Annotated in this window: 23 protein-coding genes and 1 tRNA gene; 14 read left to right on the top strand and 10 right to left on the bottom strand. The window is 69.4% G+C overall.

Annotation, left to right across the window (positions count from 1 at the left end; genetic code table 11):
• Positions 1-24: 24 nt before the first annotated feature.
• Positions 25-2142 carry a DEAD/DEAH box helicase gene (locus ACOPJ3_RS11120; RefSeq protein ID WP_427869231.1) on the bottom strand — a complete coding sequence of 706 codons (2118 nt, stop codon included), beginning with the start codon at positions 2140-2142 and terminating at the stop codon, positions 25-27.
• A 119-nt stretch (positions 2143-2261) separates the two neighbouring features.
• On the opposite strand from ACOPJ3_RS11120, the gene hpaH reads away from it, so the two are divergent.
• The 6 genes from hpaH to hpaD all read left to right on the top strand — a co-directional run bounded on the left by hpaH (position 2262) and on the right by hpaD (position 9047).
• Positions 2262-3047 carry a 2-oxo-hept-4-ene-1,7-dioate hydratase gene (gene hpaH, locus ACOPJ3_RS11125; RefSeq protein WP_427869232.1) on the top strand — a complete coding sequence of 262 codons (786 nt, stop codon included), beginning with the start codon at positions 2262-2264 and terminating at the stop codon, positions 3045-3047.
• Entirely contained in the window at positions 3032-3907 is an 876-nt protein-coding gene (locus ACOPJ3_RS11130) for an HpcH/HpaI aldolase family protein (RefSeq protein ID WP_427869233.1), read from the top strand. The genes hpaH and ACOPJ3_RS11130 overlap by 16 nt, the downstream gene beginning before the upstream one ends.
• A gap of 132 nt (positions 3908-4039) precedes the next feature.
• The gene (locus ACOPJ3_RS11135) at positions 4040-5569 is read left to right on the top strand and encodes a fumarylacetoacetate hydrolase family protein (protein WP_427871223.1); all 1530 of its coding nucleotides are present in this window, start codon (positions 4040-4042) and stop codon (positions 5567-5569) included.
• A gap of 1 nt (position 5570) precedes the next feature.
• Complete coding sequence (locus ACOPJ3_RS11140; protein ID WP_427869234.1) at positions 5571-6293, top strand: GntR family transcriptional regulator; 723 nt, start codon at positions 5571-5573, stop codon at positions 6291-6293.
• A gap of 55 nt (positions 6294-6348) precedes the next feature.
• The gene (gene hpaE, locus ACOPJ3_RS11145; RefSeq protein WP_427869235.1) at positions 6349-7845 is read left to right on the top strand and encodes a 5-carboxymethyl-2-hydroxymuconate semialdehyde dehydrogenase; all 1497 of its coding nucleotides are present in this window, start codon (positions 6349-6351) and stop codon (positions 7843-7845) included.
• Positions 7846-7904: 59 nt separating this feature from the next.
• Entirely contained in the window at positions 7905-9047 is a 1143-nt protein-coding gene (gene hpaD / locus ACOPJ3_RS11150; protein WP_427869236.1) for a 3,4-dihydroxyphenylacetate 2,3-dioxygenase, read from the top strand.
• Positions 9048-9374: 327 nt separating this feature from the next.
• On the opposite strand, the gene ACOPJ3_RS11155 is transcribed toward hpaD, so the two are convergent.
• Entirely contained in the window at positions 9375-9980 is a 606-nt protein-coding gene (locus tag ACOPJ3_RS11155) for a hypothetical protein (RefSeq protein WP_427869237.1), read from the bottom strand.
• A 107-nt stretch (positions 9981-10087) separates the two neighbouring features.
• Between ACOPJ3_RS11155 and ACOPJ3_RS11160 the strand changes: the two genes are divergently transcribed.
• Entirely contained in the window at positions 10088-10564 is a 477-nt protein-coding gene (locus tag ACOPJ3_RS11160) for a GatB/YqeY domain-containing protein (RefSeq protein ID WP_427871224.1), read from the top strand.
• Here the strand turns inward: ACOPJ3_RS11160 and ACOPJ3_RS11165 are convergent.
• The 4 genes from ACOPJ3_RS11165 to ACOPJ3_RS11180 all read right to left on the bottom strand — a co-directional run bounded on the left by ACOPJ3_RS11165 (position 10545) and on the right by ACOPJ3_RS11180 (position 13787).
• Complete coding sequence (locus ACOPJ3_RS11165) at positions 10545-11009, bottom strand: hypothetical protein (RefSeq protein ID WP_427869238.1); 465 nt, start codon at positions 11007-11009, stop codon at positions 10545-10547. The two genes, ACOPJ3_RS11160 and ACOPJ3_RS11165, sit on opposite strands and share 20 nt — an antisense overlap.
• A 72-nt stretch (positions 11010-11081) precedes the next feature.
• Positions 11082-11435, bottom strand: coding sequence for a hypothetical protein (locus ACOPJ3_RS11170; protein WP_427869239.1), 354 nt, complete (start codon positions 11433-11435; stop codon positions 11082-11084).
• A 219-nt stretch (positions 11436-11654) separates the two neighbouring features.
• Positions 11655-11948, bottom strand: a complete 294-nt coding sequence (locus ACOPJ3_RS11175; RefSeq protein WP_427869240.1) for a hypothetical protein — start codon at positions 11946-11948, stop codon at positions 11655-11657.
• Between the two features lie 285 nt (positions 11949-12233).
• Positions 12234-13787, bottom strand: coding sequence for an APC family permease (locus ACOPJ3_RS11180; RefSeq protein WP_427869241.1), 1554 nt, complete (start codon positions 13785-13787; stop codon positions 12234-12236).
• A gap of 105 nt (positions 13788-13892) precedes the next feature.
• On the opposite strand from ACOPJ3_RS11180, the gene ACOPJ3_RS11185 reads away from it, so the two are divergent.
• The 4 genes from ACOPJ3_RS11185 (at position 13893) to ACOPJ3_RS11200 (ending at position 19105) form a co-directional block, all read left to right on the top strand.
• Complete coding sequence (locus ACOPJ3_RS11185) at positions 13893-15047, top strand: P1 family peptidase (protein WP_427869242.1); 1155 nt, start codon at positions 13893-13895, stop codon at positions 15045-15047.
• 155 nt (positions 15048-15202) lie between these two features.
• Positions 15203-16738, top strand: coding sequence for an APC family permease (locus tag ACOPJ3_RS11190; protein ID WP_427869243.1), 1536 nt, complete (start codon positions 15203-15205; stop codon positions 16736-16738).
• Positions 16739-16829: 91 nt separating this feature from the next.
• Positions 16830-17957 carry an ABC transporter ATP-binding protein gene (locus ACOPJ3_RS11195; RefSeq protein WP_427869244.1) on the top strand — a complete coding sequence of 376 codons (1128 nt, stop codon included), beginning with the start codon at positions 16830-16832 and terminating at the stop codon, positions 17955-17957.
• Positions 17954-19105 (top strand): ABC transporter permease, encoded by a 1152-nt coding sequence (locus ACOPJ3_RS11200; RefSeq protein ID WP_427869245.1) that lies wholly within the window; start codon positions 17954-17956, stop codon positions 19103-19105. Before ACOPJ3_RS11195 ends, ACOPJ3_RS11200 begins: the two co-directional genes overlap by 4 nt.
• Positions 19106-19441: 336 nt before the next feature.
• On the opposite strand, the gene ACOPJ3_RS11205 is transcribed toward ACOPJ3_RS11200, so the two are convergent.
• From ACOPJ3_RS11205 to ACOPJ3_RS11215, 3 genes are all read right to left on the bottom strand, one after another.
• Positions 19442-20419 (bottom strand): ribose-phosphate diphosphokinase, encoded by a 978-nt coding sequence (locus tag ACOPJ3_RS11205; protein WP_427869246.1) that lies wholly within the window; start codon positions 20417-20419, stop codon positions 19442-19444.
• Between the two features lie 21 nt (positions 20420-20440).
• Positions 20441-21898 (bottom strand): bifunctional UDP-N-acetylglucosamine diphosphorylase/glucosamine-1-phosphate N-acetyltransferase GlmU, encoded by a 1458-nt coding sequence (glmU, locus tag ACOPJ3_RS11210; protein ID WP_427869247.1) that lies wholly within the window; start codon positions 21896-21898, stop codon positions 20441-20443.
• 64 nt (positions 21899-21962) lie between these two features.
• Positions 21963-22034, bottom strand: a tRNA-Gln gene (locus tag ACOPJ3_RS11215).
• A 133-nt stretch (positions 22035-22167) separates the two neighbouring features.
• On the opposite strand from ACOPJ3_RS11215, the gene ACOPJ3_RS11220 reads away from it, so the two are divergent.
• Positions 22168-22704, top strand: a complete 537-nt coding sequence (locus ACOPJ3_RS11220; RefSeq protein ID WP_427869248.1) for a MarR family winged helix-turn-helix transcriptional regulator — start codon at positions 22168-22170, stop codon at positions 22702-22704.
• Positions 22705-22738: 34 nt separating this feature from the next.
• Here the strand turns inward: ACOPJ3_RS11220 and ACOPJ3_RS11225 are convergent, their stop codons facing one another.
• Positions 22739-24439, bottom strand: a complete 1701-nt coding sequence (locus tag ACOPJ3_RS11225) for an amidase (protein WP_427869249.1) — start codon at positions 24437-24439, stop codon at positions 22739-22741.
• A gap of 185 nt (positions 24440-24624) precedes the next feature.
• Between ACOPJ3_RS11225 and ACOPJ3_RS11230 the strand changes: the two genes are divergently transcribed.
• Together ACOPJ3_RS11230 and ACOPJ3_RS11235 are read left to right on the top strand one after the other, a co-directional pair.
• Positions 24625-25272, top strand: a complete 648-nt coding sequence (locus ACOPJ3_RS11230) for a TetR/AcrR family transcriptional regulator (RefSeq protein WP_427869250.1) — start codon at positions 24625-24627, stop codon at positions 25270-25272.
• Positions 25269-26711, top strand: coding sequence for an amino acid permease (locus ACOPJ3_RS11235; RefSeq protein WP_427869251.1), 1443 nt, complete (start codon positions 25269-25271; stop codon positions 26709-26711). The genes ACOPJ3_RS11230 and ACOPJ3_RS11235 overlap by 4 nt, the downstream gene beginning before the upstream one ends.
• Positions 26712-26715 lie beyond the last annotated feature (4 nt).

Consider the following 26715-nt stretch of genomic DNA (forward strand, 5'->3'; position numbering starts at 1 on the left):
GAGCGCCGGCCCCGGCGCTCGGGACTACCAGCGCGGCTTGCGCTTGCGGTCGCCGAAGTCGTTGCCGCGGTCGTTGCCGCGGTCGTCGCGCCCGCCCCGGTCGGAGCCCCGGTCGTAACCGCCGCGCCCGCCGCGGTCGTCGCGTCCGCCACGATCGTAGCCGCCACGGCCGCCGCGGTCATCGCGCCCACCGCGGTCGTAGCCGCCGCGTCCGCCGCGATCGTCGCGGTCGTAGCCGCGTCCGCCGCGGTCGTAGCCACCGCGCCCGCCACGGTCATCGCGGTCGTAGCCGCGTCCGCCGCGATCACCACGGTCACCACGATCCCCGCGGTCGTAGCCGCGGCCGCCGGAGCCCTTGCGGTCCTCCCAGCCCTTGCCGCGCGGCGCCGGGCCGCGATCCGGCTGGATCTCGATTCGCTTGCCGCCGATCACGGTGTCCTTGAGCGCTGCGAGCGCCTCCGCCGACAGGTTCGAGGGGAGCTCGACGAGCGAGAAGTCGTCGCGCACCTGGATGCGGCCGAAGTCGTCGCGGCCGAGGCCGCCCTCGTTCGCGATCGCTCCGACGATCTGACCGGGCTTCACGCGCTGGCGGTGGCCGACCTCGATGCGGTACATCGTGAGGTCGGTGCGGCGCTCGCGCGGCCCGCGGTCCTCGCGCTCGAGGCGGTCACCCCGGCCGCGATCCCGATCCCGGCCCGAGGAGCCCTCCTCGAGGAAGCGCGCGGCCTGCTTGCGGTCGCGCTCGAACTTGCGGTCGTCGTCCTCGGTGAGGAGGAGGGGCGTGTCGCCCTGCGCGACGACGGCGAGCGCCGCGGCGACGTCGGCCTCGGGCACGTCGTGGTGCTTGACGTAGTGCGCGATGATCTCGCGGAAGCGGTCGATACGCGAGGTCTCGTCGAGCGCCGAGGTGATGGCGTCGTCGAAGCGGGAGAGGCGGGTCGCGTTGACCTCGTCGACGCGGGGCAGCTCCATCTGCGTGAGCGGCTGCTTCGTCGCCTTCTCGATCGCGGTGAGCAGGCGGCGCTCGCGGGGCGTCACGAAGCTGATCGCGTCGCCCTTGCGGCCGGCGCGGCCCGTGCGGCCGATGCGGTGCACGTACGACTCGGTGTCGATCGGCAGGTCGTAGTTGATGACGTGGCTGATCCGCTCGACGTCGAGGCCGCGGGCGGCGACGTCGGTGGCGACGAGGATGTCGAGCTTGCCGTCCTTCAGGGACTGCACCGTGCGCTCACGCACGTTCTGCGGGATGTCGCCGTTGATCGCGGCGGCGGAGTAGCCGCGGGCGCGCAGCTTCTCGGCCACCTGCTCGGAGTCGCCGCGGGTGCGGGTGAAGACGATAAGGCCGTCGAACTCTTCGACCTCGAGGATGCGAGTGAGCGCGTCGAGCTTCTGCGTGTAGGAGACGACGGCGTAGCGCTGCGTGATGCTCTGGCTCGTCTGGGTCTTGCCCGCGATCTTGATCTCTTCGGGGTCGCGCAGGTGCTGCTTCGAGATCCGGCGGATCTGCGCGGGCATCGTCGCGGAGAACAGAGCGACCTGCTTCTCCTCGGGGGTGTCGGCGAGGATCGTCTCGACGTCCTCGGCGAAGCCCATCTTCAGCATCTCGTCGGCCTCGTCGAGCACGAGGTGCGTGATCTGGCTGAGGTCGAGGGAGCCGCGCTTCAGGTGGTCCATGATGCGGCCGGGGGTGCCCACGACGATGTCAACGCCGCGTCGCAGCGCCGACAGCTGCTGACCGTAGGCCTGCCCGCCGTAGACGGGGAGCAGGTGGATGCCGGGGAGGTGCGAGGCGTAGCTCTCGAAGGCCTCGCAGACCTGGAGCGCGAGCTCGCGGGTCGGGGCGAGCACGAGCGCCTGGGGCACGCTGCTGCCGGGCGTGATCCGGGACAGGATCGGCAGCGCGAAGGCCGCGGTCTTGCCGGTGCCGGTCTGCGCGAGGCCGACGACGTCGCGGCCCCCGAGGAGGACGGGGATGGTTGCGGCCTGGATCGCGGACGGGGTTTCGTACCCGACCTCCGTGACGGCGCGCAGGACCTCAGGGCTGAGGCCAAGCTCGGCGAAGGTGACGCGGTCGCCCTCGGATTCTTGCGGGGCGGTGGCGTCGCCGGCCTCGGGCGCGGCGTTCTCGGAAGTAGTCATCATAGTATTCTACCCCGCCGAAGCTGCCCGCCTGACGAGGATCTCAATATCCTCCAAAGCTCTGGAAAGACCGGCCCGGATCGTATACGATCTGAGCACGGACCCCGACGAAGTGAGGCAACGTGCTCGACCAGAAGCAGATTGAGACCATCGCGGATGAGCTGGTGCAGGCGGATCAAGATCGCACGATCCTGCCCAAGCTGACCTCCCGCTATCCGGGCATGGAGATCGAGGATTCCTACGCGATCCAGAAGGTGTGGTCGGATCGCCGGATCGCGAACGGCGCCCGCCTCGTGGGCCACAAGATCGGCCTCACCTCGAAGGTGATGCAGGTCGCGACGGGCATCTCGGAGCCCGACTACGGCGTGATCCACGACGACATGGTCTACGACTCCGGCGCCGTCATCGAGTTCGACCGCTTCTCGAATGTGCGCATCGAGGTCGAGCTCGCGTTCGTCCTCTCGAAGCCCCTCACCGGCCCGAACGTCACGATCTTCGACGTCCTCGACGCGACGGCCTACGTCGTGCCGGCGCTCGAGATCCTGAACTCGCACCTCGAGCTCGAGGGCCGCACGATCGTCGACACGATCAGCGATAACGCCGCGATGGGCGCAATGGTCGTGGGCGGCCGCCCCGTCCGCGTCGACGAGACGGACCTGCGCTGGGCGTCCGCGCTGCTCTACCGCAACGAGACGATCGAGGACTCGGGGGTCGCCGGCGCGATCCTCGGCCACCCCGCGATGGGCGTCGCCTGGCTCGCGAACAAGCTCGCGCAGCACGGGCAGACCCTCGATGCCGGAGAGATCATCCTCGCGGGCTCCTTCACGAAGCCGATGTGGGTCGAGCGCGGCGACACCGTGCACGCCGACTACAACGGACTGGGGTCGGTGACATGCCGGTTCGTGTGACTCTCCCGCCGACGCTGCGAGATCGCCTCGCCGCGTCCGACCGCCCCCTCATCGGCCTCTGGGCGTGCGCGGGCAGCCCGATCACCGCCGAGATCGTCGCCGGCAGCGGCTGCGACTGGGTGCTGCTCGACGCCGAGCACTCCCCCAACGGGCTCGAGTCGGTGCTCGCGCAGCTGCACGCCATGTCGGCCTACCCGGCGACGCCGCTCGTGCGCCCGCCCTCCGGCGACACGGTGCTCATCAAGCAGTTCCTCGACCTCGGCGCGCAGAATCTCCTGATCCCGATGGTCGACTCGGCCGAGCAGGCCGAGCAGCTCGTGCGGGCCGTGCGCTACCCGGCAGGCGCCGGCGCGGGATCCGGCGGCTCCGGATCCGGATCCGGCGGCGTCCGCGGCGTGGGCTCCGCCCTCGCCCGCTCCGCCCGCTGGAACCGCGTGGAGGGCTACCTCGGCCGCGCGGCCGAGACGATCAGCCTCACGGTGCAGATCGAGTCGGCCGCGGCGGTCGCCGACGTCGAGCGGATCGTCCGCGTCGACGGGGTCGACGCGGTCTTCGTCGGCCCCTCCGACCTGGCGGCCTCGATGGGCCTGCTCGGCCAGCAGGGCCACCCCGAGGTCGTCGACGCCGTGCTGCGATCCATCCGCGCGGCGAACGAGGCGGGCAAGCCCGTCGGCGTCAACGCCTTCGTTCCCGCGGACGCCGAGCGCTACATCGAGGCCGGGGCGAACTTCGTGGCCGTGGGCGCCGACGTCGCGATCCTCGCGCGCCAGACGGAGGCGCTCGTCGACCGCTTCATCCCGGCGCAGGATCCGGATCCGAACCAGGATCCGGCCCCCGCACCCCCGAGATCCAGCTACTAGCCCCTAGGTCCAACGGTTGTTAGCGATTTCGGGGCTTCGCGGGCCGCCGAAGCCCCGAAATCGCTAACAACCCTTCACAGATCCCAAAGGATCGTATACGATATGAAATACAACGAGATGAGCGAGGTCGCCATGACGTACGGAATCACCACCCCCGGCAAGATCGTTGCCGTGCACCTCAACTATCCGTCGCGCATCGCGCAGCGGGGTCGCACTCCCGAGTTCCCGTCCTACTTCTTCAAGCCGGCCTCGTCGCTCGCCCCGACCGGAGGCACGATCGAGCGCCCCGCAGGCACCGAGCTCCTCGCCTTCGAGGGCGAGATTGCGCTCGTCATCGGCGAGCCGGCCCGCTGGGTCTCCCCCGAGGACGGCTGGAAGCACGTCGCCCAGGTCACCGCGGCGAACGACTTCGGCCTCTACGACCTGCGCGCCGCCGACAAGGGCTCGAACGTCCGCAACAAGGGCGGCGACGGCTTCACCCCGATCGGCCCGGCGGCCATCGCCACCGACGGCATCGGACAGGACGCCTGGCGCGTCCGCACCTGGGTCAACGGCGAGCTCGTCCAGGACGACACGAGCGACACCCTCAAGTTCCCGTTCGGGCAGCTCGTCGCAGACCTCTCCCAGCACTTCACGCTCGAGACGGGCGACGTGATCCTCACGGGCACGCCCGCGGGCTCCTCGGTCGTCGTCCCCGGCGACGTCGTCGAGGTCGAGGTCGACGCCCCTGCGGCGCCTGGCGCCCCCACGACCGGCCGCCTCGTGACCACGGTCACGCAGGGCTCGACCGCGTTCGGCGACTTCGGCAACCGCCCCGCGATCGACGACAAGCAGCGCATCGAGGCCTGGGGCGACGAGGCGGCGCACGCCGCGGCCGTCGCAGCCGGCAAGGCCTCCCCGCTCGCTGACGGTGCCGAGGGCGCCGCAGCAGAGGCTGGCTCCGGATCCGGATCCGGCCCCCTCACCGACGAGATCCGCGCGCTCCTCGACGGCGTCGCCGTCGCGACCGTCTCCGCCGCGCTCCGCAAGCGCGGCTACGTCGACATCTTCATCGACGGCGTGCACCCGAACCACGAGGGCGACACGATCCTCGGCACCGCGAAGACGCTCCGCTTCATCCCCTTCCGCCCCGACCTCTTCAAGGAGTTCGGCGGCGGCTTCAACGCGCAGAAGCGCGCGTTCGACACCGTGAACGCGGGCGAGGTGCTCGTCGTCGAGGCGCGCGGCGTCCCCTCGACCGGCACCGTCGGCGACGTGCTCGCCCTCCGCGCCCAGGTGCGGGGAGCGGCCGGGATCGTGACCGACGGCGGCGTCCGCGACTTCGCGGCGGTGCAGGAGTTCGACATCCCCGTCTTCTCGCAGGGCGCGCACCCGAGCGTGCTCGGCCGCCGTCACGTGCCGTGGGAGGTCGACGTCACGATCGCCTGCGGCGGCGCCGCCGTGCAGCCGGGCGACATTATCATGGGCGACCGCGACGGGGTCATCGTGATCCCGCCGTTCCTCCTCGCCGAGGTCGCGGCCGAGGCCGCGGCCCAGGAGGAGGCGGACGCCTGGGTCGCCGAGCAGGTCGCGCTCGGGGCGCCCGTCGACGGCCTCTTCCCGATGAACGCCGAGTGGCGCGCCAAGTACGAGGCCTCCCGCGCCGGGAAGTCCGAGGGCTGAGATGGCCGCCGAGTCGAAGTCCGAGACCGCGTACCGGCTGATCCGGGACCGGATCGACAGCGGGCAGTACGTGCCAGGCTTCCGCCTCGTGCTCGCCCCGATCGCGAACGAGCTCGGAATGTCGGTCGTGCCCGTGCGCGAGGCGATCCGGCGCCTCGAGGCCGAGCAGCTCGTGACCTTCGAGCGCAACGTCGGCGCGCAGGTCTCGCTCATCAAGGAGACCGAGTACCTGCACACGATGCAGACCCTCGCGCTCGTCGAGGGCGCGGCGACGGGCCTCGCGGCGCCCGCCGTGACCCCGGATCAGATCCGCAGGGCGCGCGAGGTCAACCGTACGATGCGGGACTCGCTCAGCGCGTTCGACCCGCAGCGCTTCACGGAGCTCAACCTCGAGTTCCACGCGATCCTCTTCGAGGCGTGCCCGAACCCGCACATCCTCGACCTCGTGCACCGCGGCTGGAACCGCATGAAGGTGCTCCGCAACTCTTCGTTCAGCTTCGTCCCCGGCCGCGCGCAGGAGTCGGTCGACGAGCATGAACGGATCCTCGAGCTCATCGAGCAGGGCACCGACCCGCTCGAGATCGAGCTCGCAGCGCGTGCGCACCGCACCGCCACCCTCGACGCCGTGCTCGCCTACTCGGAGGAGCACAAGCACCACGGCGGCGAGGATCCCGCCGCGGAGCGCACGGCGAGTGCCGCGCGCGAGGCCGTCGCCGCACACTGACCACCACGATCCACCCACACCTGCACATCCACCGAACAGCACTGGAGAGCGAAACATGATTCAGGACAAGCCGGCCGGTCTGCCGGAGAAGATCCAGCACTACATCGACGGAAAGTTCGTCGACTCCGTCGGAGGCGAAGAGTTCGAGGTGCTCGAGCCCGTCTCGAACGAGACCTACATCATGGCGGCGTCGGGCCAGAAGGCCGACATCGACCTCGCGGTCGCCGCAGCGAAGCGCGCGTTCGAGGAGGGCCCGTGGCCGCGGATGCTGCCCCGCCAGCGCTCGCGCATCCTGCACAAGGTCGCCGACATCGTCGAGTCGCGCGACGAGCAGCTCGCGCTCTTCGAGAGCTACGACTCCGGCCTCCCCATCACGCAGGCGAAGGGCCAGGCGCGCCGCGCCGCGGAGAACTTCCGCTTCTTCGCCGACCTCATCGTGGCGCAGCACGACGACGCCTTCAAGGTGCCCGGCCGCCAGATGAACTACGTGAACCGCAAGCCCATCGGCGTCGCGGGCCTCATCACCCCGTGGAACACCCCGTTCATGCTCGAGTCCTGGAAGCTCGGCCCCGCGCTCGCAACGGGCAACACGGTCGTGCTGAAGCCGGCCGAGTTCACCCCGCTCTCCGCGTCGCTCTGGGCGGAGATCTTCCGCGAGGCCGGCGTGCCCGACGGCGTCTTCAACCTCGTGAACGGCTTCGGTGAGTCGGCGGGCGACTCGCTCGTCAAGCACCCCGACGTGCCGCTCATCTCCTTCACTGGCGAGAGCAAAACGGGCCAGATCATCTTTGGGAACGCGGCCCCCTTCCTCAAGGGCCTCTCGATGGAGCTCGGCGGCAAGAGCCCCGCGGTCGTGTTCGCTGACGCGGATCTCGACGCGGCGCTCGACGCGACCGTGTTCGGCGTGTTCAGCCTGAACGGCGAGCGCTGCACCGCAGGCAGCCGCGTGCTCGTCCAGCGCGACATCTACGACGAGTTCGTGGAGCGCTACGCCGAGCGGGCGAAGAACATCGTCGTCGGCCTGCCGAGCGACCCGAAGACGGAGGTCGGCGCGCTCGTGCACCCCGAGCACTACGACAAGGTCATGAGCTACGTCGAGATCGGCAAGTCCGAGGGCCGCCTCGTCGCTGGCGGCGGCCGTCCCGAGGGCTTCCCCACGGGCAACTACGTCGCCCCGACCGTCTTCGCCGACGTCTCCCCCGACGCGCGGATCTTCCAGGAGGAGATCTTCGGGCCGGTCGTCGCCATCACCCCGTTCGACACGGACGAGGAGGCGCTCGAGCTCGCCAACAACACGAAGTACGGCCTCGCCGCCTACATCTGGACCTCGAACCTCAAGCGCGCCCACAACTTCGCGCAGTCGGTCGAGGCCGGCATGGTGTGGCTCAACTCGAACAACGTCCGCGACCTCCGCACCCCCTTCGGCGGTGTGAAGGCGTCCGGCCTCGGGCACGAGGGCGGCTACCGCTCAATCGACTTCTACACCGATCAGCAGGCGGTCCACATCACCCTCAACGAGGCGCACAGCCCCCGCTTCGGAACCGGCAACTGAGCCGAGTCCGATCCGGATCACCATCACCCCACCGAACACCCGACAGTTAGGACAACGACATGTCTGAACTCGCCCATCGGCAGAAGACTTCCTCCGGCTTCTTCGTGACCGAGGAAGCCCCGATCAAGAGCGATAACCCGATCCCGACCCCGTCGGTGCCCGCGCCGGATATCCTGCGCTGCGCCTACATGGAGCTCGTGGTGACCGACCTCGCCGCCTCGCGCGCCTTCTACGTGGACGTGCTCGGCCTCACCGTGACCGAGGAGGACGAGAACACCGTCTACCTCCGCTCGCTCGAGGAGTTCATCCACCACAACCTCGTGCTTCGCCAGGGCCCGGTCGCCGCGGTCGCCGCGTTCTCGTACCGCGTCCGCACCCCCGAGGACCTCGACCGCGCGGTCGCGTTCTACGAGGAGCTCGGCTGCCGCGTCGAGCGCCGTGCCGAGGGCTTCACGAAGGGCATCGGCGACTCGGTGCGCGTCGAGGATCCGCTGGGCTTCCCCTACGAGTTCTTCTACGACGTCGAGCACGTCGAGCGCCTCGCCTGGCGCTACGACCTCTACACGCCGGGCGCTCTTGTGCGCCTCGACCACTTCAACCAGGTCACCCCGGACGTGCCCCGCGCCACGAAGTTCATGCAGGATCTGGGCTTCCGTGTCACCGAGGACATCCAGGATGAGGAGGGCACCGTCTACGCGGCGTGGATGCGCCGCAAGCCCACCGTGCACGACACGGCCATGACGGGCGGCGACGGCCCCCGCATGCACCACGTCGCATTCTCGACCCACGAGAAGCACAACATCCTCGCGATCTGCGACAAGCTCGGCGCGCTCCGCATGTCGGACCGCATCGAGCGCGGCCCCGGCCGCCACGGCGTCTCGAACGCGTTCTACCTCTACCTGCTCGATCCCGACGGCCACCGCGTCGAGATCTACACGCAGGACTACTACACCGGCGACCCGGACAACCCGGTCGTGACCTGGGACGTCCACGACAACCAGCGCCGCGACTGGTGGGGCAACCCCGTCGTGCCGTCGTGGTACACGGAGGCCTCGCTCGTGCTCGACCTCGACGGCAAGCCCCAGGAGGTCGTGGCCCGCACCGAGGCGTCGGAGCTCACCGTGACCATCGGCGCCGACGGCTTCTCATACACTCGCGACGACGAGGGCGAGAAGGGCTTCAAGCTCGGCAACACGCTGTAGATCCCTCGCGGCATCCGGGGCCGGGGCGCGCTGCGCCTCGGCCCTTTGCGTGCGCGGGAGTTGACGCTTTGTGCGCGGCGCCCGCTCCGCAAACTGCACTCGCTCGCAAACTTTCGGCCCGGATCGACTGAACGAGCGCAGAACTCGGAGCGACGGCAGGCGGCCCCGGATCCCGGACCCACCCCGACCCCAACTCCGACCCCGATCCCGGGGCGCACCGGCGTTCGCTCCGCAAACTGCACTCGCTCGCAAACTTTCGACCCGGATCGACTGAACGAGCGCAGAACTCGGAGCGACGGCGGGCGCAGCCAGCGCCCAGCGCCGCCCCTACTCCCCCGCGAACTCGATGCCGAGCGCGAGCTCGGCGTAGCTCCGCACCGCCTCGCGGCACTCCTCGCGCGGTGTCGTATCCCCGACGAGGGGGTAGAGGTCGTAGGCGTCCTCGAGCGCGACGAGGTTGCGCGCGATGATCCCTGGCGGCGACGCCGGTGTGAATTCCCCGGTCCCGGCCCCGATCTCGATGAGCGTGCGGTAGAGCATCACTTGGCGCTCCGTGAGGGCGCGGTGCGCGGGCAGGTACTGCGGGTGCTCCGCGAGGATCGCGACGCTCTCGTAGACCTGGCGCAGCTCGTCGCTGATCTGGTCCGGCACCCCGGCGTCGATCATCGCGAGGATCCGCTTGCGCGCGCTTCCGGGGCCGTCGAGGATCAGGCGGCGCCGGTTCGTGAACTCCTCCATCGCGCCCGCGAGGGCCGTCATCTGGAGTTCGTCGAGGCTCGAGAAATAGTGCAGCACGTTCGCCGGGCTCATCGCGGCCTCCGCGGCGACCGCGCGCACGTTGATCGAGCGGCGGGGCCGGTTGCGGGCGACCCGCCAGAACGCCTTGATGATCTCGTCCCGGCGTTCGAGCCGGCGTCTCGCTGTCGCGTTCATGGGCCAAGCCTATCGGCGCGCGCCAGGTCTTTCCCTCGAACACGATCCCTGAAATCCTTGGAGGTGCAACCCGCACCCCGCCCGACCGATCGGAGACCCACGTGGACATGAAGACGACCCTCGAGGCGGCCCAGCGCACGGCCCTGAAGGACCGCGCGACCGCGGAACCCGGCGAGGCCAAGGAGCGCGCGGATCGCCGGCTCCTCGCGATCCGCGGCGCTCTCGGCGCGATCGGCGAGGCCGAGACCGCGGGCAAGGAGCGCCGCGAGCTCAGCCAGGACGACATGCTCGCCGTCGTCAAGAAGGAGGTCGCGAAGCGGGAGCAGAGCGCTTCGATCTACGACGAGGCCGGGGCGCCGGATCGCGCCGCCGCCGAGCGGCTCGAGGCCGACGCGCTCCGCGAGTTCTTGCCGCAGGAAACCTCCGAGGAGGAGGTCCGCGCGGCGGTCGCCGAGATCGTGGCCGCAGAGGGCCTCGCCGGCCAGGGCGGACGCGCGATCGGCGTGGTCATGGGCCAGCTCAAGACCCGCTTTGAGAACTTCGACAGCCGCGCCGCCGCGAAGATCATCCAGGAGGCGGTGTAGGCGATCCGCCCGCCCTCGCAGGCTCGGCGCCAGCGCCCGCCGCGTGGGCCGAGCCGAGTGGCACTCGCAGGAAGGCGCCGAGCAGGGTGCCCAGCACGCTCGCGAGGAGCACCCCGACCGCCGCGGACTGGAAGTGGAGATAGTACCCCGGCCCCATGCCCACGCCCAGGGAACCGATGACCACCGGCACCGCGGCGGCGAGCGCGCACACGATCGCCCAGGGCGGTGTGATGCGTGAGCGCCAGCTCAGGATCACCGGCACGAGTGCCAGCCCGGCAACCGCGGCTTGCTGCAGGAGGTGCAGAACGACTGCCGGCCAGGCCAGGATCCCGCTGTCCGGAGGGCCCGTCCATTCGTAGTTGATGAACGGGGCAATCGTCGCCAGCACCGAGGCACCCAGGATGGCGGCCAGGCTCGTCCAGGCGGGAAGTGGGTCACTGCGCATAATGTTCTCCCATCGGGTCTGTCACGCGTGTGTCTCGATCGGCCCGGCATACCGCGCTGGCGCGGCCGGCGGCTACGCGGGGATGTGCACGAATATCGGCTGAACCCAGGCCCGCCTGATCACGGGGCCAACGCGCACCCCCACGAGCGTGGCGAGCGCGATTCCGAGCAGGAACCCGAGGGGCGCTGCCAGGCTCAGCAGGTAAGAGAGGGGCGGCCTGCCACTCGCCACGAAGCCCACCACAGGGGGCAGCGCGGCGCCGACGACGCACAGCACCGCGCGCGGCATGGTGAGCATGCCGAACCAGCTATAAAACAGCGTCACGAGCGCGAGCCCCGCGGCAACAAGGTGCAGCAGCACGATCACCGCGAGGGCGAGCCAGGGGTTTGGCTCCGCGTCGGGGGCCCCCGGGGCGAAGCTCAGCATCGGGGAAATCGTGACGAGCAGTGAAGCGCCGAAAAAACAGGCCAGCCCGATCCAAGTGGGACTTGCGGAAGGTCGCACGATCCTCTCCCATCACGCGAGATACGGTGCCCCTCCCCGGACGACACCATGCTATTCGGTGCCCCGGACGAGCACTACCCGAAGGGGCCTCTTCCCGCTCATTTCACCCCATGAACACAGCGCCGCAGGCCCTGCACACCCTCAGCTTCGCTGGGCGTCGGGAAAATCCCTGATCGGGTCCTGCCGGCCGGCCGTTCGCCCCAGCAGGAAGCCGATCGCCGCGGCCCCGAGGGTTCCGAGGGCGATCGCCGGGAGCGGGAAGTGACCGGGGATGAGGGTCCACATGGTGTCTCTGGGGCCGTCGAACATGCGCGGCACGAGCGAGAAGGCGAGGATCGCGTAAAACCCGAGCCACCCGAGCACCTCGGCGCTGCCCCAGAGCATGAGCACGCCCGAGATGAGCAGGGCGGCGAATCCCATGAGCGTGAATCCCATGGCAAGGTTCCACTCATTGGGTCCCCCGCTCACAGGGTAAACACCCGTGTCCAACCAGTGCATCACGCGCGGCGTGAGGATGCACGCCATGCTGACGAGCGCACCTCCGAGTGTCCGCGCCCACCGAGTTCCCAGCATGATGTTCGCCTTCTCACTGCGTCAGCCAACCGAAACCCCCGGCGCCCAGCAAAGCAGAAACCCCCGCCCGCAAGAATCGGAACTCGCCGAGACTTGGGGCGGGGGCGTCTGGGAGGCGCCGGATCGGCGCCGGACTAGCGCGCCGAACTAGCGCACCGCGGCCGTGTCGGCCTCCGCCGCGGCCTCCTCCGCCGGGTCGACGACCCCGATCGACTGCGTGAGCCCCGCGTAGTATTCGGGGTTGCGGGCCCGGATCACGAGGCCGACGATGATCCCGCCGATGAACAGGATCGGCGTCGGCAGCAGGAGAAGCTGGTTGATGGGCCCCTCGAGCCCCGTCACGACCTCGAAGTTCGTGACGATCAGCACGAAGTCGACGGCCAGCCCGATCGCGCCGAGGACCGGGGCGATCGTGACGCGCCAAAGGCTGTGCCCGCGCCGATCCTTGATGAAGTACCAGACGACCGCGAACGCGGTCACGGCCTGCGCGAAGACGAGCCCCTGCACGCCCGTCGCGTACGTCCAGAGCGCGAGCCCGAGGAAGGGATCCGCCCCGATCACGATCGCGATCAGCACGCCGAGCGCCGAGAGCGCGGAGAGCGTGAGGCTCGCGGCGGCGGGCGACTGGCTCTTGGCGCTCGAGCAGCCGAGCGCGCGCGGCAGCAGCCCCTCGCGGCCGAGCGAGAACAGGTAGCGGGTGCAGGCGTTGTGGAACGACAGCACGCAGGCGAAGAAGCTCGTGACGATCAGGATCTTCATCGCAAATGCCGCCCACGCGCCCGCGAGCGATCCCGTGCCCTCGATGACCATCGTCTCGAACGCGTCGCTGCGCGCCATCTCGACGACGCCCTCGACGCCGAACGCAACGGTCAGGATCCAGAACGTGAACGCGTAGAAGATCCCGAGGAAGGCGATCGCGATGATGGTGGCGCGCGGGATCGTGCGCTCGGGCCGCTTCGCCTCCTCCGAGTAGATCGCGGTGCTCTCGAAGCCGAGGTAGGCGCCGAAACCGACCACGAACAGCGTGCCCGCCGCCGGCGCGAAGAACACGTTCGCCGGGTCGAAGGATGCGAAGCTCCACTGCTCCGGGCCGCCGTCTGCGAGCGCCGCGACCGCGAACACGAGCAGGATCGCGACCTCGAGCGTGAGGAGCACGGCGAGCACCTTCGCGCCGACATCGATCTTGCGATACCCGAGGAACGCGACGATCGCGACCGAGATGAGCGACCACACGCCCCACGGCAGGTCGAGCCCAAACAGCTCGGCGAAGGTGAACTGCGCGAAGAACCCGATGAAGCCGTAGAACGAGATCACGAGCGAGATATAGGCGAAGACCGTGACCGAGGAGACGCCGAGGCCGAACGGCTTGCCGAGGCCCCGCGACACGTAGGCGTAGAACGCGCCCGCGTTTCGAACGCTCTTCGACATCGCCGTGAATCCGAGGGCGAAGAAGATCAGCACGACGGCGCAGAACAGGATCGCGCCGGGCGCCCCGATCCCGCCCATTCGGAACGAGGTCACGGCCCCGCTGAGGATCACGGTGAGCGGCGCTGCGGCCGAGATCACGAAGAACACGATGTCCCACGTGCCCAGGCGACCCGATGCGAGCTCGGATCCGGATCCGGAACCGGCGGCGTGCTCCCCGGGCCCGCTCGCTGCCGGGTTCGCGCGCGTCCCTTCGGTGACTCTTGCTTCTGACATCTCGACTCCTTCGTCGGCACCGGCGCCCGTCTTTCGAACGCCGATCAATTTCATCTACCCGAACACTTCGTCAGGTAGTCTAAGCACAGATGGAAGGATTGAACAATGTTCGATAACGCTATTCGCCCTGATTCGGCCCCACTTCGGGCACGGGATCTCGGCGTCCCGTTCGATGGCGAGCCGGGCCCCCTCAACGCAATCACCGACGTTCCGGGCCTCGAGGTCGGGATGACGACGATCGTGCGCGACGAGCCGGAGGTCGCCCGCACGGGCGTGACCGCGATCCTTCCTCGCGGCCGCGAACGGGCCGGCGAGCCGTGCGCCGCCGGGATCGCCGTCCTCAACGGCAACGGCGAGCTCACGGGCCGCAGCTGGATCGAGGAGTCCGGCCAGTTCCAGGCCCCGATCGCGATCACGAACTCGCACGCCGTCGGCGCCGTGCACCGCGGCGTTGACGCCTGGATGGCCGAGCATCACCCGCGCTCGGCCGCCGCCTGGATGCTACCCGTCGTGGGCGAAACCTGGGACGGCTACCTGAACTCGATCAACGCCGACATTGTGCGGCCCGAACACGCCACAACGGCGCTCGACGGGGCGCGATCCGGAGCCGTCCCCGAGGGGAACGTCGGCGGCGGCACCGGCATGAACTGCTACGGCTTCAAGGGCGGGACCGGGACCTCCTCGCGAATCGTCCGATCGGGCGACGCCTCCTGGACCGTCGGCGTGCTCATGCAGGCGAACTTCGGATCCCGCTCCGAGCTGCGCATCGCCGGCCGACCGCTCGGCCGCGAGTCGCAGGCCCCGAACCCGATGGAGGAGAGCGGCTGGTTCGCCGAGGAGGCTGGCGCCGGACTCGCCGCGCGCGGCGGCGCCGGCAGTGTCATCGTCGTCGTCGCGACGGACGCCCCGCTGCTCCCGGATCAGTGCCGCGCGCTCGCTCGACGAGTGCCGCTCGGGCTCGCCCGCACCGGGACGACGGGCAGCCACTTCTCCGGCGACATCTTCCTCGCCTTCTCGACCGCGAACGCGGGCGGGCTCGGCTCCCGCATGACCGACGGCGGCGGGGGCGCGCTCGAGACCGTGACGCATGTGCCCTGGGGCGCGATCGACGAGCTCTTCCGCGCCGTCGTGGAGGCGACCGAGGAGGCCGTCGTGAACGCACTCGTCGCAGCGGAGACGACGATCGGCCGCAAGGGGCACGTGAGCCACGCCCTCCCCCACGCTGAGCTGCGGGCCGCATTCGGATCCCGCACGGCTTGAAATTCCGCGCATGATCGGGGAATTCCCCGATCATGCGCTCATTGCACAGCCCGCCGCGCCCCCTGCAAAGCGACGAGTGCTTACAATTCTGGCGAGCGCTTCGGCGCGCGGACAGGGCGGTCCGTCGAGGTGCCGCCCGGAAACGGGGAACCACGATGACTGCACAGACTGTGGCTGGCGGGGGCACGGCTGCCCCCGGGCTCAGCCGCCGAACACTCGGAGTCCCGGCGATCACGCTCATGATCATCGCCGCCTCCGCTCCGCTGACCGTCGTGGCGGGCGGCGTCACGACCTCGTTCGCGGTGACCGGCTCGCTCGGCGTGCCGCTCGGCTTCCTCTTGATCGCCGTGATCCTGACCGTCTTCGCGGTCGGGTACACCGCAATGGGACGGTTCATCACGAACGCCGGCGCCTTCTACGCGTACATCGCCCAGGGCCTCGGCCGGCCGCTCGGCGTCGGCGCCTCGCTCGTCGCGCTCGTCTCCTACAACGCCATGCAGGTGGGCATCTACGGCCTCTTCGGCTTCCAGCTCTCCATGTTCCTCGAGGCGAAGTTCGGCTTCTCCTCGCCGTGGTGGCTCTGGATCCTGCTCTGCATCGTCGTCGTCGGCGTCCTCGGCGTCAACCGCGTCGACCTGTCGGCGAAGGTGCTCGGCGTGCTCGTCGGCTTGGAGTTCCTGGTCGTGATCGTGTTCGACATCATCTCGCTCGGGGTCGCCCCCGAGGGTGTGTCGACCGCGACCCTCAACCCCTCGGCGCTCTTCGGCCCGGCGCTCGGCCTCATCCTCGTCTTCGGCGTCGCCGCCTTCATGGGCTTCGAGGGCGCCGCGATCTACGGCGAGGAGGCGAAGGATCCGAAGCGCACCGTGCCGCGGGCGACCTACGCCGCGGTCGCGATCATCGGCCTCTTCTACGCGTTCAGCGCGTGGGCGTTCTCCGTCGGGATCGGGCCGTCCGAGATCGTCGCGCAGTCGCAGGCCGCGGGCCCCGACCTCATGTTCATCTTCATGACCGAGCACTCGAGCGTGCTGCTCGCAGACGTCATGACGCTCCTCTTCCTCACGAGCCTCTTCGCCTCGCTGCAGTCGTTCCACAACGCCGTCGCGCGCTACTTCTTCTCGCTCGGCCGCGAGGGCGTGCTGCCCGCGTGGTTCTCGCGCACGAGCAAGGCTGGCGCGCCGTGGGCGGGATCCGTCGCCCAGACCGTGATCGCGCTCGTCGTCGTGATCGGCTTCGCGCTCGCCGGTGAGGCGTTCGGCGGCGCCGCGGCGCTCGGCGAGCTGTCGTTCCTCTACCCCGTGCTCACGATGTTCACGTGGCTCACGAACACGGGCGCCGCGGGTCTCGTGCTCCTCATGGCCGTCATCGCCGCGGCGGTGATCGGGTTCTTCCGCAGGGATAAGCGCGGGCTCGGGATCTGGACCACGGTCATCGCGCCGCTGGTGTCCGGACTCGCCCTCGCGTGGGTGTTCGTCATGATTCTCATGAACTTCCCACTCATGATGGGACAGGAGGAGCCCGACGTCACCACCTTCGTCCTCCCCGGCCTCATCTTCGCCGCGGGAATCATCGGCATCATCTGGGGGCTCGTGTTGCGCGGGAGCCGGCCGGAGCTCTACCGGCAGATCGGCCACGGCACGGAGCCCGGCGCCTACGGAACCGAGTTGATCGGCGTCGTCGACGAGGAGTAACCGCAGCTCCCGGAGGGGCTCGGGCTTTGGCCCGGCCCCCTCTCGCGTGTCCGCTGGCGGGAATGTCAGAGGTCGTGGCTATCCTGTGGGCATGGAGACGGGGTCTGAGGGCACAGCCGATCGCGCGGCGAGCGTGATTGGCGCGGGATCTGGCGCGGGTTCGGGATCCGGCGCGAGCGCGGGGTCTGCGCCCGCGATCGAGGCGGTGGGGCTCTCGCGCTCGTTCGGAGCGACGCAGGTCGTCGTCGACGCGTCGCTCAGCGTCGCCGCCGGGGAGATCACGGCGCTCGTCGGCCCCAACGGCAGCGGCAAGACGACCCTCATGCTCATGCTCGCGACCCTGCTCAGGCCGGATTCGGGCGCGATCCGGATCGCCGGGCACGACACGATCACGGAGACGGCGGCAGCGCGCGCCGCGCTCGGCTGGATGCCGGACGTGCTGGGCTCGTGGGACTCGCTCACCGTGCGCGAGACGCTCCTGATGGCGTGCGAGATGTACGGGATCAGGGGCGGATCTGCGCACGCGCGCACGGACGCGCTGCTCGCGGCGACCGCGCTGGGCCCGCTCGCGCAGCAGCGCACGCACACGCTGTCGCGCGGCCAGAAACAGCGGCTCAGCCTGGGGCGCGCGCTCGTGCACGAGCCGCGGGTGCTGCTGCTCGACGAGCCGGCCTCCGGGCTCGATCCCGAGGCGCGTATCGCGCAGCGCGAGGCGCTGTCGCGGCTCGCGTCCGAGGGCGTCGCGATCCTCATCACGAGCCACGTGCTCGACGAGCTCGAGCAGCTCGTGACCAACGCGGTGTTTCTGCGGGAAGGGCGCACCGTGCCGGCGGGCGCTGGCACGGTTGCGGTCGCTGGCGCGGTTGCGGTCGCGGGTGGCCGGTCGCCCGCGGAGGCCGCGGAGGAGGCCGCGGAGCCCACGATCGACTGGCGGATCAGGGCGCTGGACCAGGCGACGCTCGAGCGGGCGCTCACCGAACTCGGCGTGGCATGGACCGCGCGTGCCTCCCTCGCCGGCTCGCACTGCACCGTGTCGCTCGGCGGCGACGCGCGGGCGGCCGAACTCCTGGCGGCGCTCGTCGCTCGCGGGGTGGGCGTCGTGGAGTTCTCGCCCGCGAGCGGGCTACTCGAGCGCGCCTTTGTGGGGCAGCGCGGTGTCGGGCTGGGCGGCGCAGGCAAGGCACAGACGGCGAGCGGCAATTCGGAGGCGGGGTCATGACCAGGATCGACGAGGCACTGCCCGTCCCGCTGCAGAATTCGACGTCGCGGCCGCCAGGGTTCTGGCGCGGCACGGCCCTCATCGCGAAGCTCGAGCTCATGCAGCGGCGGCGATCCCGCACCCTGTGGGTCCTCGGGATCGTCTGGTTCGTGATCATCGGGGTCGTGACCCTGCTCAGCTGGTTCGTGCTCAGGGCGATCGCTGGCGACAGCCCGAGCGCCGTCGACACCTACCCGATGTTCTCGCTCATCGTGTACTTCGTGCTGCTCTTCGGCTCGCTCGTCGCGCCAGCGATCTCGGCCGGGTCGATCGGCTCGGACCGCACGGGAGGCACGCTCGCGACCACGCAGGTGACGCTCGTCTCGACCTGGTCGATCCTGCTCGGGAAGGCGCTCGCGGCCTGGCTCACGGGCATCGCGTTCCTCGTCGTGGCCTCGCCGTTCCTGATCCTGAGCCTCGCGCTTGCGCGCTTCGATGTGCGGCAGCTGCTGCTCGCGCTGCTCGGGCTCGTGCTGCAGATCGGGCTTTTCACGATCATCGGCGTGGGCCTCTCCGCCTGCATCTCGTCGCAGGTGTTCGCGATCGTCACGGCGTACCTCATCGTGGCGCTGCTCTCCGTCGGCACGCTCATCGCGTTCGCGCTCGCGGTCGGCACAACGACGAAATACGTCGAGATCGAGTACCGCAGCCTCTCGAGCGAATACTGGGCTGAACAGGCGAAGTGCGAGCCCGCCGGCGACCCCGAGTGCGTCGAGGCGATCCCGCTCGACTGCGAGACAATCACGAGCAGCGTACCCGTGACCCAGTACGACCGGTTCTGGTGGATCCTGTCGATGAACCCGTACGTGGTGCTCGGCGACCTCGCGACGACCGGCACCGACCCGTCCGACGGCGAGGATCTTTTCGCCATAGTCTCGGTCACGGTGCGATCCGCCCAGATCGCCCCGGACACGCCGCGGGGCTGGGACAACTGCGTGGCGCCCGTCACTGAGGAGGAGGCGATCGGTTCGGAGACCGCGGGCACGATCCCGGTCTGGTGGATCGGCCTGCTGCTCCAGGGCGCGCTCGCGGCCGGCGCGCTCGGCGCGGGCTACGCGCGCTTGCGCACCCCGGCGCGCAAGCTCCCCAAGGGCACCCGCATCGCCTAGCTGGAGTTGCTTGGGGCGTGGTGAACGCTCGAGCGAGATGAAGCCCTCCGGAGGGATGGGGTGTTCCGCAACTCACATCCTGTGCCGAGGCACCTCACACCTCACGCGTCTCCGCCTCGCTGCCGCGCTCGCCCTGAGTTCTGCGTCCAAACCGGACTGTCTGCCCAAAAACTTGCATTTGAACGCCGATCTCCGGCTGAACGCTGCGGGGTCGCGACGCCTACTCGGGGAACCACGCCACGCGCCCCTCTACCCCGCCGAAACTGCGCTGCCTGCGCGATTTATCAGTGATAACAGGGGCAGGCAGCGCAGTTTCGGCAAGGCGGCGGGTGCGGGTTAGGCGGCGCCCTCGAACATGCTCGTGACCGATCCGTCCTCGAAGACCTCGTGGATCGCCTTCGCAAGCAGCGGCGCGATCGACAGCACCGTCAGCTTGTCGAACCGCTTCTCCGGGCCGACCGGGAGCGTGTCCGTCACGACGACCTGGTCGATGAACTCCTGCGAGAGGTGCTCAGTCGCGCGGCCCGAGAAGATCGCGTGCGTGCAGGCGATCGTAACGCCGCGGGCGCCGTTCTTCTTGAGCGCCTCGGCGGCCTTCGCGATCGTGCCGCCCGTGTCGATCATGTCGTCGACGACGACGCACCAGCGATCCCGGACCTCACCGACGATGTCGTGCACCGACACCTGGTTCGGCACGAGCGGATCCCGGCGCTTGTGGATGATCGCGAGCGGCGCGTCGAGCTTGTCGCTCCAGATGTCGGCGACGCGCACACGGCCCATATCGGGCGAGACGACCGTGAGGTCGTCGCGGGCGATCGTCTTCCTGAAGTGGTCGAGCAGCACAGGCATCGCGAAGAGGTGGTCGACCGGGCCGTCGAAGAAGCCCTGGATCTGCGGCGCGTGCAGGTCGACCGTCATGATCCGGTCCGCACCCGCGGCCTTGAAGAGGTCAGCGACGAGACGTGCGGAGATCGGCTCGCGGCCGCGGCCCTTCTTGTCCTGGCGCGAGTACGGGTAGAAGGGGGCCACGACGGTGATCCGCTTCGCTGAGGCGCGCTTGAGCGCGTCGACCATAATGAGCTGCTCCATGAGCCACTCGTTGATCGGGTTCGTGTGCGACTGGATCACGAAGGCGTCCGCACCGCGCACGCTCTCGTCGAAGCGCGCGTAGAGCTCACCGTTCGCGAAGGTGCGAGCGTCGGTCGGCACGAGCTCCGCCCCCAGCTCGTCGGCCACCTGCTGGGCGAGCTCGGGGTATGCCCGGCCCGTAATGAGGACGAGCTTCTTCTGGCCCGCCATCTCGATCTTGCTCATCGGTGCGATATTCCTTCTCCGCTAGTTTCCACCGTTTGCCGCGCCTGGCGTGTCCACGTCCTGCGCCCGAAGCGCCGCTTCCGCGGTGCTCGTGCCGGGTCGATGTTCGGTGACCCACCCCTCGATGTTCCGCTGCGGCGCCACGTTGAGCGCCAGGGACCCCGAGGGGACGTTCTTTCGCACGACCGTGCCCGCTGCCGTGTACGTGCCATCCTCAATGGTAACGGGCGAGATCAGCACATTCTTCGATCCGATCCGAACGGCATCGCCGATGACGGCCTGATGCTTGTTCACCCCGTCGTAGTTCGCGACGATCGTGCCTGCGCCCACGTTGCTGCCGGTGCCGATCGTCGCGTCGCCGATGTAACTCAGGTGAGGGATCTTGCTGCCGTCGCCCACCTTCGCGTTTTTCGTCTCCACGAATGCGCCGATCTTGCCGGCGACGCCGAGCTCGGTGCCGGGGCGGATGTAGGCGAAGGGCCCGACGTCGACGCGGTCGCCGAACACGGCGAGGGTCGCCTCGCTCCGGCGGATCCGCGCGCCCTCCCCGACCTCGCAGTCGACGAGCGTCGTGTCCGGCCCGATGCTCGCGCCGCCCGCGATCGTCGTCGCGCCCTGCAGGAAGGTGCCGGGCAGGATCTCGGTGTCCGCGCCGATCGACACGTCCGCCTCGATCCACGTGGTCGCGGGATCCTGAATCGACACGCCGTTGCGCTGGTGCTCGCGTACGATGCGCGCGTTGAGCTCGCGGCCCGCCTCGGCGAGCTGCGCACGGTCGTTCACGCCCGCGATCAGCCACGGATCATCGGTCGCGACGGCCTCGACGCCGCCGCCCGAGGCGAGGATCCGCGCCGCGGCGTCGGTGAGATACTTCTCCCCCTGCGCGTTGTTCGTGTCGATCTCGGCGAGCGCGGCCTGCAGCGCGCGGCGCGCGAAGACGTAGATCCCGCCGTTGATCTCGGTGACGCGGCGCTGCGACTCGGTCGCGTCCTTCTCCTCCACGATCCCGGTCACGGCGCCGTCGGCGTCGCGCAGGATCCGCCCGAGGCCCGTGGGGTTCGAGAAGATGGCCGACAGCATGGTCATGGCGCGCCCGCCGTCGAGATGCCCGCGGACCAGGCGCTCGAGCGTCGGGACGTCGATAAGCGGGACGTCGCCCGAGAGCACGACGACGGAGCCGTCGAAGTCGTCCGGCAGGGCGGCAATCGCCTGCTCGACCGCTCGGCCGGTGCCGGGCACCTCGTCCTGATCCACAATCACGGTGTCGGGGGCGTGCTCGAGAATCGCCTCGGACACGCGCTCGCGCTCGTGACGAACGACAGCGATCACGCTGTTCGGAGAGAGGCCCGCCGCAGTATCGAGCACGTGGGCGATGAGCGAGCGTCCGCCGATCCGGTGCAGCACCTTGGGGAGTGCCGACTTCATGCGGGTGCCCTGCCCCGCAGCGAGGATGACGACCGCGAGCGACCGTTCTGCCATGTGTGTGGTCCTTCCTGCCTGCGACGGAGCACCGGGATCCCGAGTCGGTGAACCGGCTGCCGCGCTCCGCCCCTAGGATTCGAACCTAGACCTCACAGCTCCAAAGGCTGTCGTGCTGCCATTACACCAAGGCGGAATGTGCCGAAAAGGCACGGGTAATAGTCTGCCAGACTCGCCGGGCCCGCAAGTTCGCGGGTTCTCAAGCTCTGAAGCAGCGGGGAATCGGCCCGGGAGTGACGCGGCGAGCCAAATTCCTCGATAATGGAGGGATGAAGCACGAGGACGAGGTCGACCGGATCATCGCGGATTGGAGCAACGCCCGCCCCGATCTCGACCTCGCACCGCTCGCGATCTTCTCGCGACTGTGGCGCGTGAGCAAGCATCTGGACCGGGCGCGCTCGCACGCATTCGAGCGTTCCGGGCTCACGAGCTGGGAGTTCGACGTGCTCGCGGTGCTTCGGCGGAGCGGGGAGCCGTACAGGCAGAGCCCCAAGGTGCTCGTGCAGCAGACCATGGTGTCGAGCGGCACGATGACGAACCGGATCGACCGCCTCGTCGATCGCGGGCTCGTGCACCGGCTCACCGACCCGAACGACGGGCGCGGGGTGCTCGTTGAGATCACGCCGCTCGGGCTCACGCTCGTGGACGCCGCGATGACCAGGCTGAGCGACGCCGAGGAGCGCATGCTCGGCGGGATGCCCCGGTCAGAGCGGGATCGCCTGCAAGCGCTACTGCGCAGGCTCGCGTCGAGCATCGACCGCTTCGAGCCGGTCACTGAGCCGATCACCCTCCCCGACCACGACTGACCGCCGCCCACGGCTCCGCGGCCCCGTCGCTCCGCTAGGAATAGTGCGGAGGCGGGGTGCGGAGCGAGCCCTCGGCGACTGATTCGAAGGCCGTCGCGTAGGCGAGGAGCGCCTGATCGTCGTAGGCTCGGCCCGCGAACGTGAGACCCACGGGCATCCCAATGTCCGCCATGATCCCCATCGCGACCGTCACGGTCGGGATCCCAAGGTGCCGGATCGCGTAGTTGCCGTTCGAGAAGAACACGCCGTTCGACCAGGCGTGATCCGCCGCCGCCAGGTCCACGTCGGCGTTCGCCGCCCCCACGTCGGCGTTCGCGGGGAACACGACCCCGTCGAAGCCCTCGGCCTCAAGCCACGACTCGAAGAGCTCGCCGCGCAGCTGCACGAGCCCGCGCAGCCCGTCCGCGAAGTCGGCCCGCTCGCGCGGATCCTGAATGTCGCCCTTCGCCATCCCGACCGTCGCGCGGTACCGGTTCTCGTAGTCCTCGACCTCCTCGTAGCGATCGGGCAGCGCGCCGGGCGGCTGCGGGAAGATCCGGTCGAGATCGACGACCCCCAGATCCGGGATCGCGGGATCGCCGTTCGCGCGCAGGAAGTCGTCCCACCCGAACGCCAGGAAGTGGTTGAATTCCGTCTCCATCCAGCCCTCGGGCAGCACGCCGAGCTCACCGACGTTCTCCTGGCCGGGTCGGTCGCCTTCGTACTGCTCGATCAGGGGGAACCCGGTCTCGATCACCTCGGCGCCCGCGGCTTCCAAGCGTGCCCGGGCTGCGTCGAACAGGGTCAGCACGCTCGGCCGTACCCGGATGGGGAAGTTGGGGTCTTTGCCGAGGTACATGCGCGGCACCGCGAAGCGTTTCCCCCGCAACGCGTCAGGATCCTGCAACCCGAGGTAGGTGTCCGGCCGGTGCTCGCTGGGCTTGGGCAGCGGGATGACGTCCTGGTTGCGCCAGAAATCACCGCGCGTGTCCGGATCATCCTGCACGAGCACGTCCAACAGGCGCAGCATGTCCGGCATCGACCGCGTGTGCGGCACCACCACGTCCCGTGCGGGAAACAGGGGCCAGTTACCGCGAATCGAGAGGATCCCCCACGACGGCGTATACGCGCACAGGGCGTTGTTTGAGGCGGGGCTACGCCCCGACGACACCGTCTCTTCCCCCATCCCGAACACCGCCAGATTCGCCGCCGTCGCCACCCCGGACCCGTTCGAGGAGCCCGACGCGTACGCTGCCGCCAAATAGTCCCGGTTGTAGGGGCTTTCCGCACGCCCGTACACGCCACGCTGCATGCCACCATCGGCCATCGGCGGCATGTTCGTCTTCCCGATCAGCACCGCCCCCGCCTCACGCAGCATCCGCACCGTAAACGCATCCCACCGAGCGACCAGGTGCTCAAACGCCGGCGACCCCGCCGCGACCGTGAGGCCCTCGACCATGTAGGAGTCCTTCACCGTGAACGGCACCCCTTCCAAGGGGCGCGCCTGCCCGGCAGCCCACCTCCGGTCAGACTCCGCCGCCTGCGCGAGCGCGTCAGGGTTCATGACCGGGATCGCGTTCAGCCCCTCCGGGCCCGTGTCATACCGCTCGACACGCGCCAGATACCCCGCCACCAGGGCAGACGGCGTCACCGCCCCCGACGCAAACGCGTCAAGCACCCCCGCGATATCCGCCTCAAGCAACTCAACACCCCCGGCCAGCTCTGGATCCCGCGCCGTCGCGTCCGAATTCGTCATTCGCTTCCCCGTTTCTCGCTGCTGGTACTCTGGAACCACCGTACTGAAAATAGTTTCAGTAGTTCCTCGAACGGTGTCAAGTGCCCCGGCGCGCCGGGCATGGAATCGAGCGAGGCCGCCGCGCCGCGGGCGGCGTCGGATGAGCAGAACGGGGCCCACCGGTGCACAGGACGCAAGGAGCCAGCATGAGCGAGACCACGAGGGACCACATCCTCGCGGCCTGCGCGCGAGTCATCTCCCGCGCCGGGCTCACCGGCTTCCGCATGAGCGACGTCGCCCGCGAGGCCGGGGTCTCCATCGGGCTCCTCCCCTACCACTTCGGCGACCGCGACGGGCTCCTGCAGGCCGCCCTCGATCACGTCAACGAGGGCACGGCGGATCGCGCCGCGAGGATCCCGAGCGCGAGCAGCCCGGGCGGCAGGCTCGAGGCCCTCCTCTGCTCGGAGTTCGGCGAGGAGGCCGCGATCCGGGAGGGCTCGATCGCCTGGAACGAGCTGCGGGCGAAGGCCGTGTTCTCGCCCGCGCAAGCGGACGCGGTCGCCCGCTCCACGGGCCGCTGGCAGGCTGAGGCCCGCGCCCTCATTGCGGAGGCGGCCCCGGATCGCGACGCCGACGCGCTCGCCCTGATCCTCACGGCGCTCGTCGAGGGCCTCTCGGGGCGCTGGCTCACGGGGCAGATCTCTAGCGCTGCCGCCCAGGAGGCGGTGCGCGACGCGCTCTCGGGGCTCGGCTTCAGTGCCCGAGACGGGGGCGGCGACGACGACGGCGCCGATCCGCACTCCGCGCCTAGACTCACATGCACAGCATCGACACCGGAAGCACAGGAGCAATGACCGAGAACAGCACAGGGACTTCGCACGACGGATTGCAGCGCGGCCTCTCCAACCGGCATCTCCAGCTCATCGCGATCGGCGGCGCGATCGGCACCGGCCTCTTCCTCGGCTCAGGCAAGGTCATCAGCCTGACCGGCCCCTCGGTGCTCTTCATCTACGCGGTGATCGGGATCATGATGTTCTTCGTCATGCGCGCCCTCGGCGAGATCCTGCTCTCGAATCTCAACTACAAGACGTTCGGCGACATCGCAAAGGACCTGATCGGGCCGTGGGCGGGATTCGTCGTGTCATGGACGTACTGGTTCACCTGGGTCGTCATCTGCGTCGCCGACATCATCGCCATCACGAGCTACGTCGACTACTTCAACCCCGAAATCCCGAACTGGATCCCCGCGCTCATCGCGGTCATCGCGCTCATGATCCTGAACCTGCAGCCCGTGCGCTTCTTCGGCGAGTTCGAGTTCTGGTTCTCGCTCATCAAGATCGTGGCGATCCTGGGCCTGATCGCGGTCGGGATCATCATGCTCGTCACGGGGTTCCAGAATCCGGACACGGGTACGAGCGCCTCGCTCGCGCACCTCTGGGAGCACGGCGGGCTCTTCCCGTTCGGAGCGAGCGGGTTCCTCCTCGGCTTCCAGCTCGGGATCTTCTCCTTCATCGGGGTCGAGCTCGTCGGTACGGCTGCCGCAGAGACGAAGGACCCGCACCATAACCTCCCGCGCGCGATCAACTCGATCGTGCTGCGCGTCCTCATCTTCTACATCGGCGCGCTCACGGTCATCATGGCGATTACCCCGTGGGACCAGCTGGATCCCGACAAGAGCCCGTTCGTGACGACATTCGCGTACGCGGGCTTCGGCACGGCGGCGCTCGCGATCAACGTCGTCGTGCTGACCTCGGCGGCGTCGAGCGCGAACTCCGGGTTCTACTCGGGCACGCGCATGATGTTCGCGCTCTCCAAGGACGGCCACGCGCCGAAGCGGTTCTCGCTCGTCGACGGGCGCGGCGTGCCGCGGCAGGCCGTCTTCTTCTCCACGGTGTTCATCCTCACGTCGGTGCCGATCCTGCTCGCGGGCGACAGCGTGATCGCGGCGTTCACATTTGTCACCTCGGTCGCCTCGACGTTCATCCTGTTCATCTGGAGCATGATCCTGATCAGCTACCTGCGCTACATCAGGCTGCACCCGGATCGCCACGACTCGTCGAACTTCCGCGCGCCGCTTCCGCATCTCATGCCGTGGGTCGTGCTCGCGTTCTTCGCGTTCATCGCGTGCACGCTCGTGCTCGCGGACGATACGCGGCTGCCGTTCCTCTGCACGCCCGTGTGGTTCGTCGGCCTCGCAATCGCGTGGCAGTTCCGGAAGCGGGCGCTCATGCGCGACGGCCGCCCGCTCACTTCGGCGGTCGCCCTCCCCGGCTCCGCCGAAGACCAGGAGTAGCCCC

The sequence above is a fragment of the Leucobacter luti genome, assembly GCF_050310065.1.
GTDB lineage: Bacteria > Actinomycetota > Actinomycetes > Actinomycetales > Microbacteriaceae > Leucobacter > Leucobacter luti_B.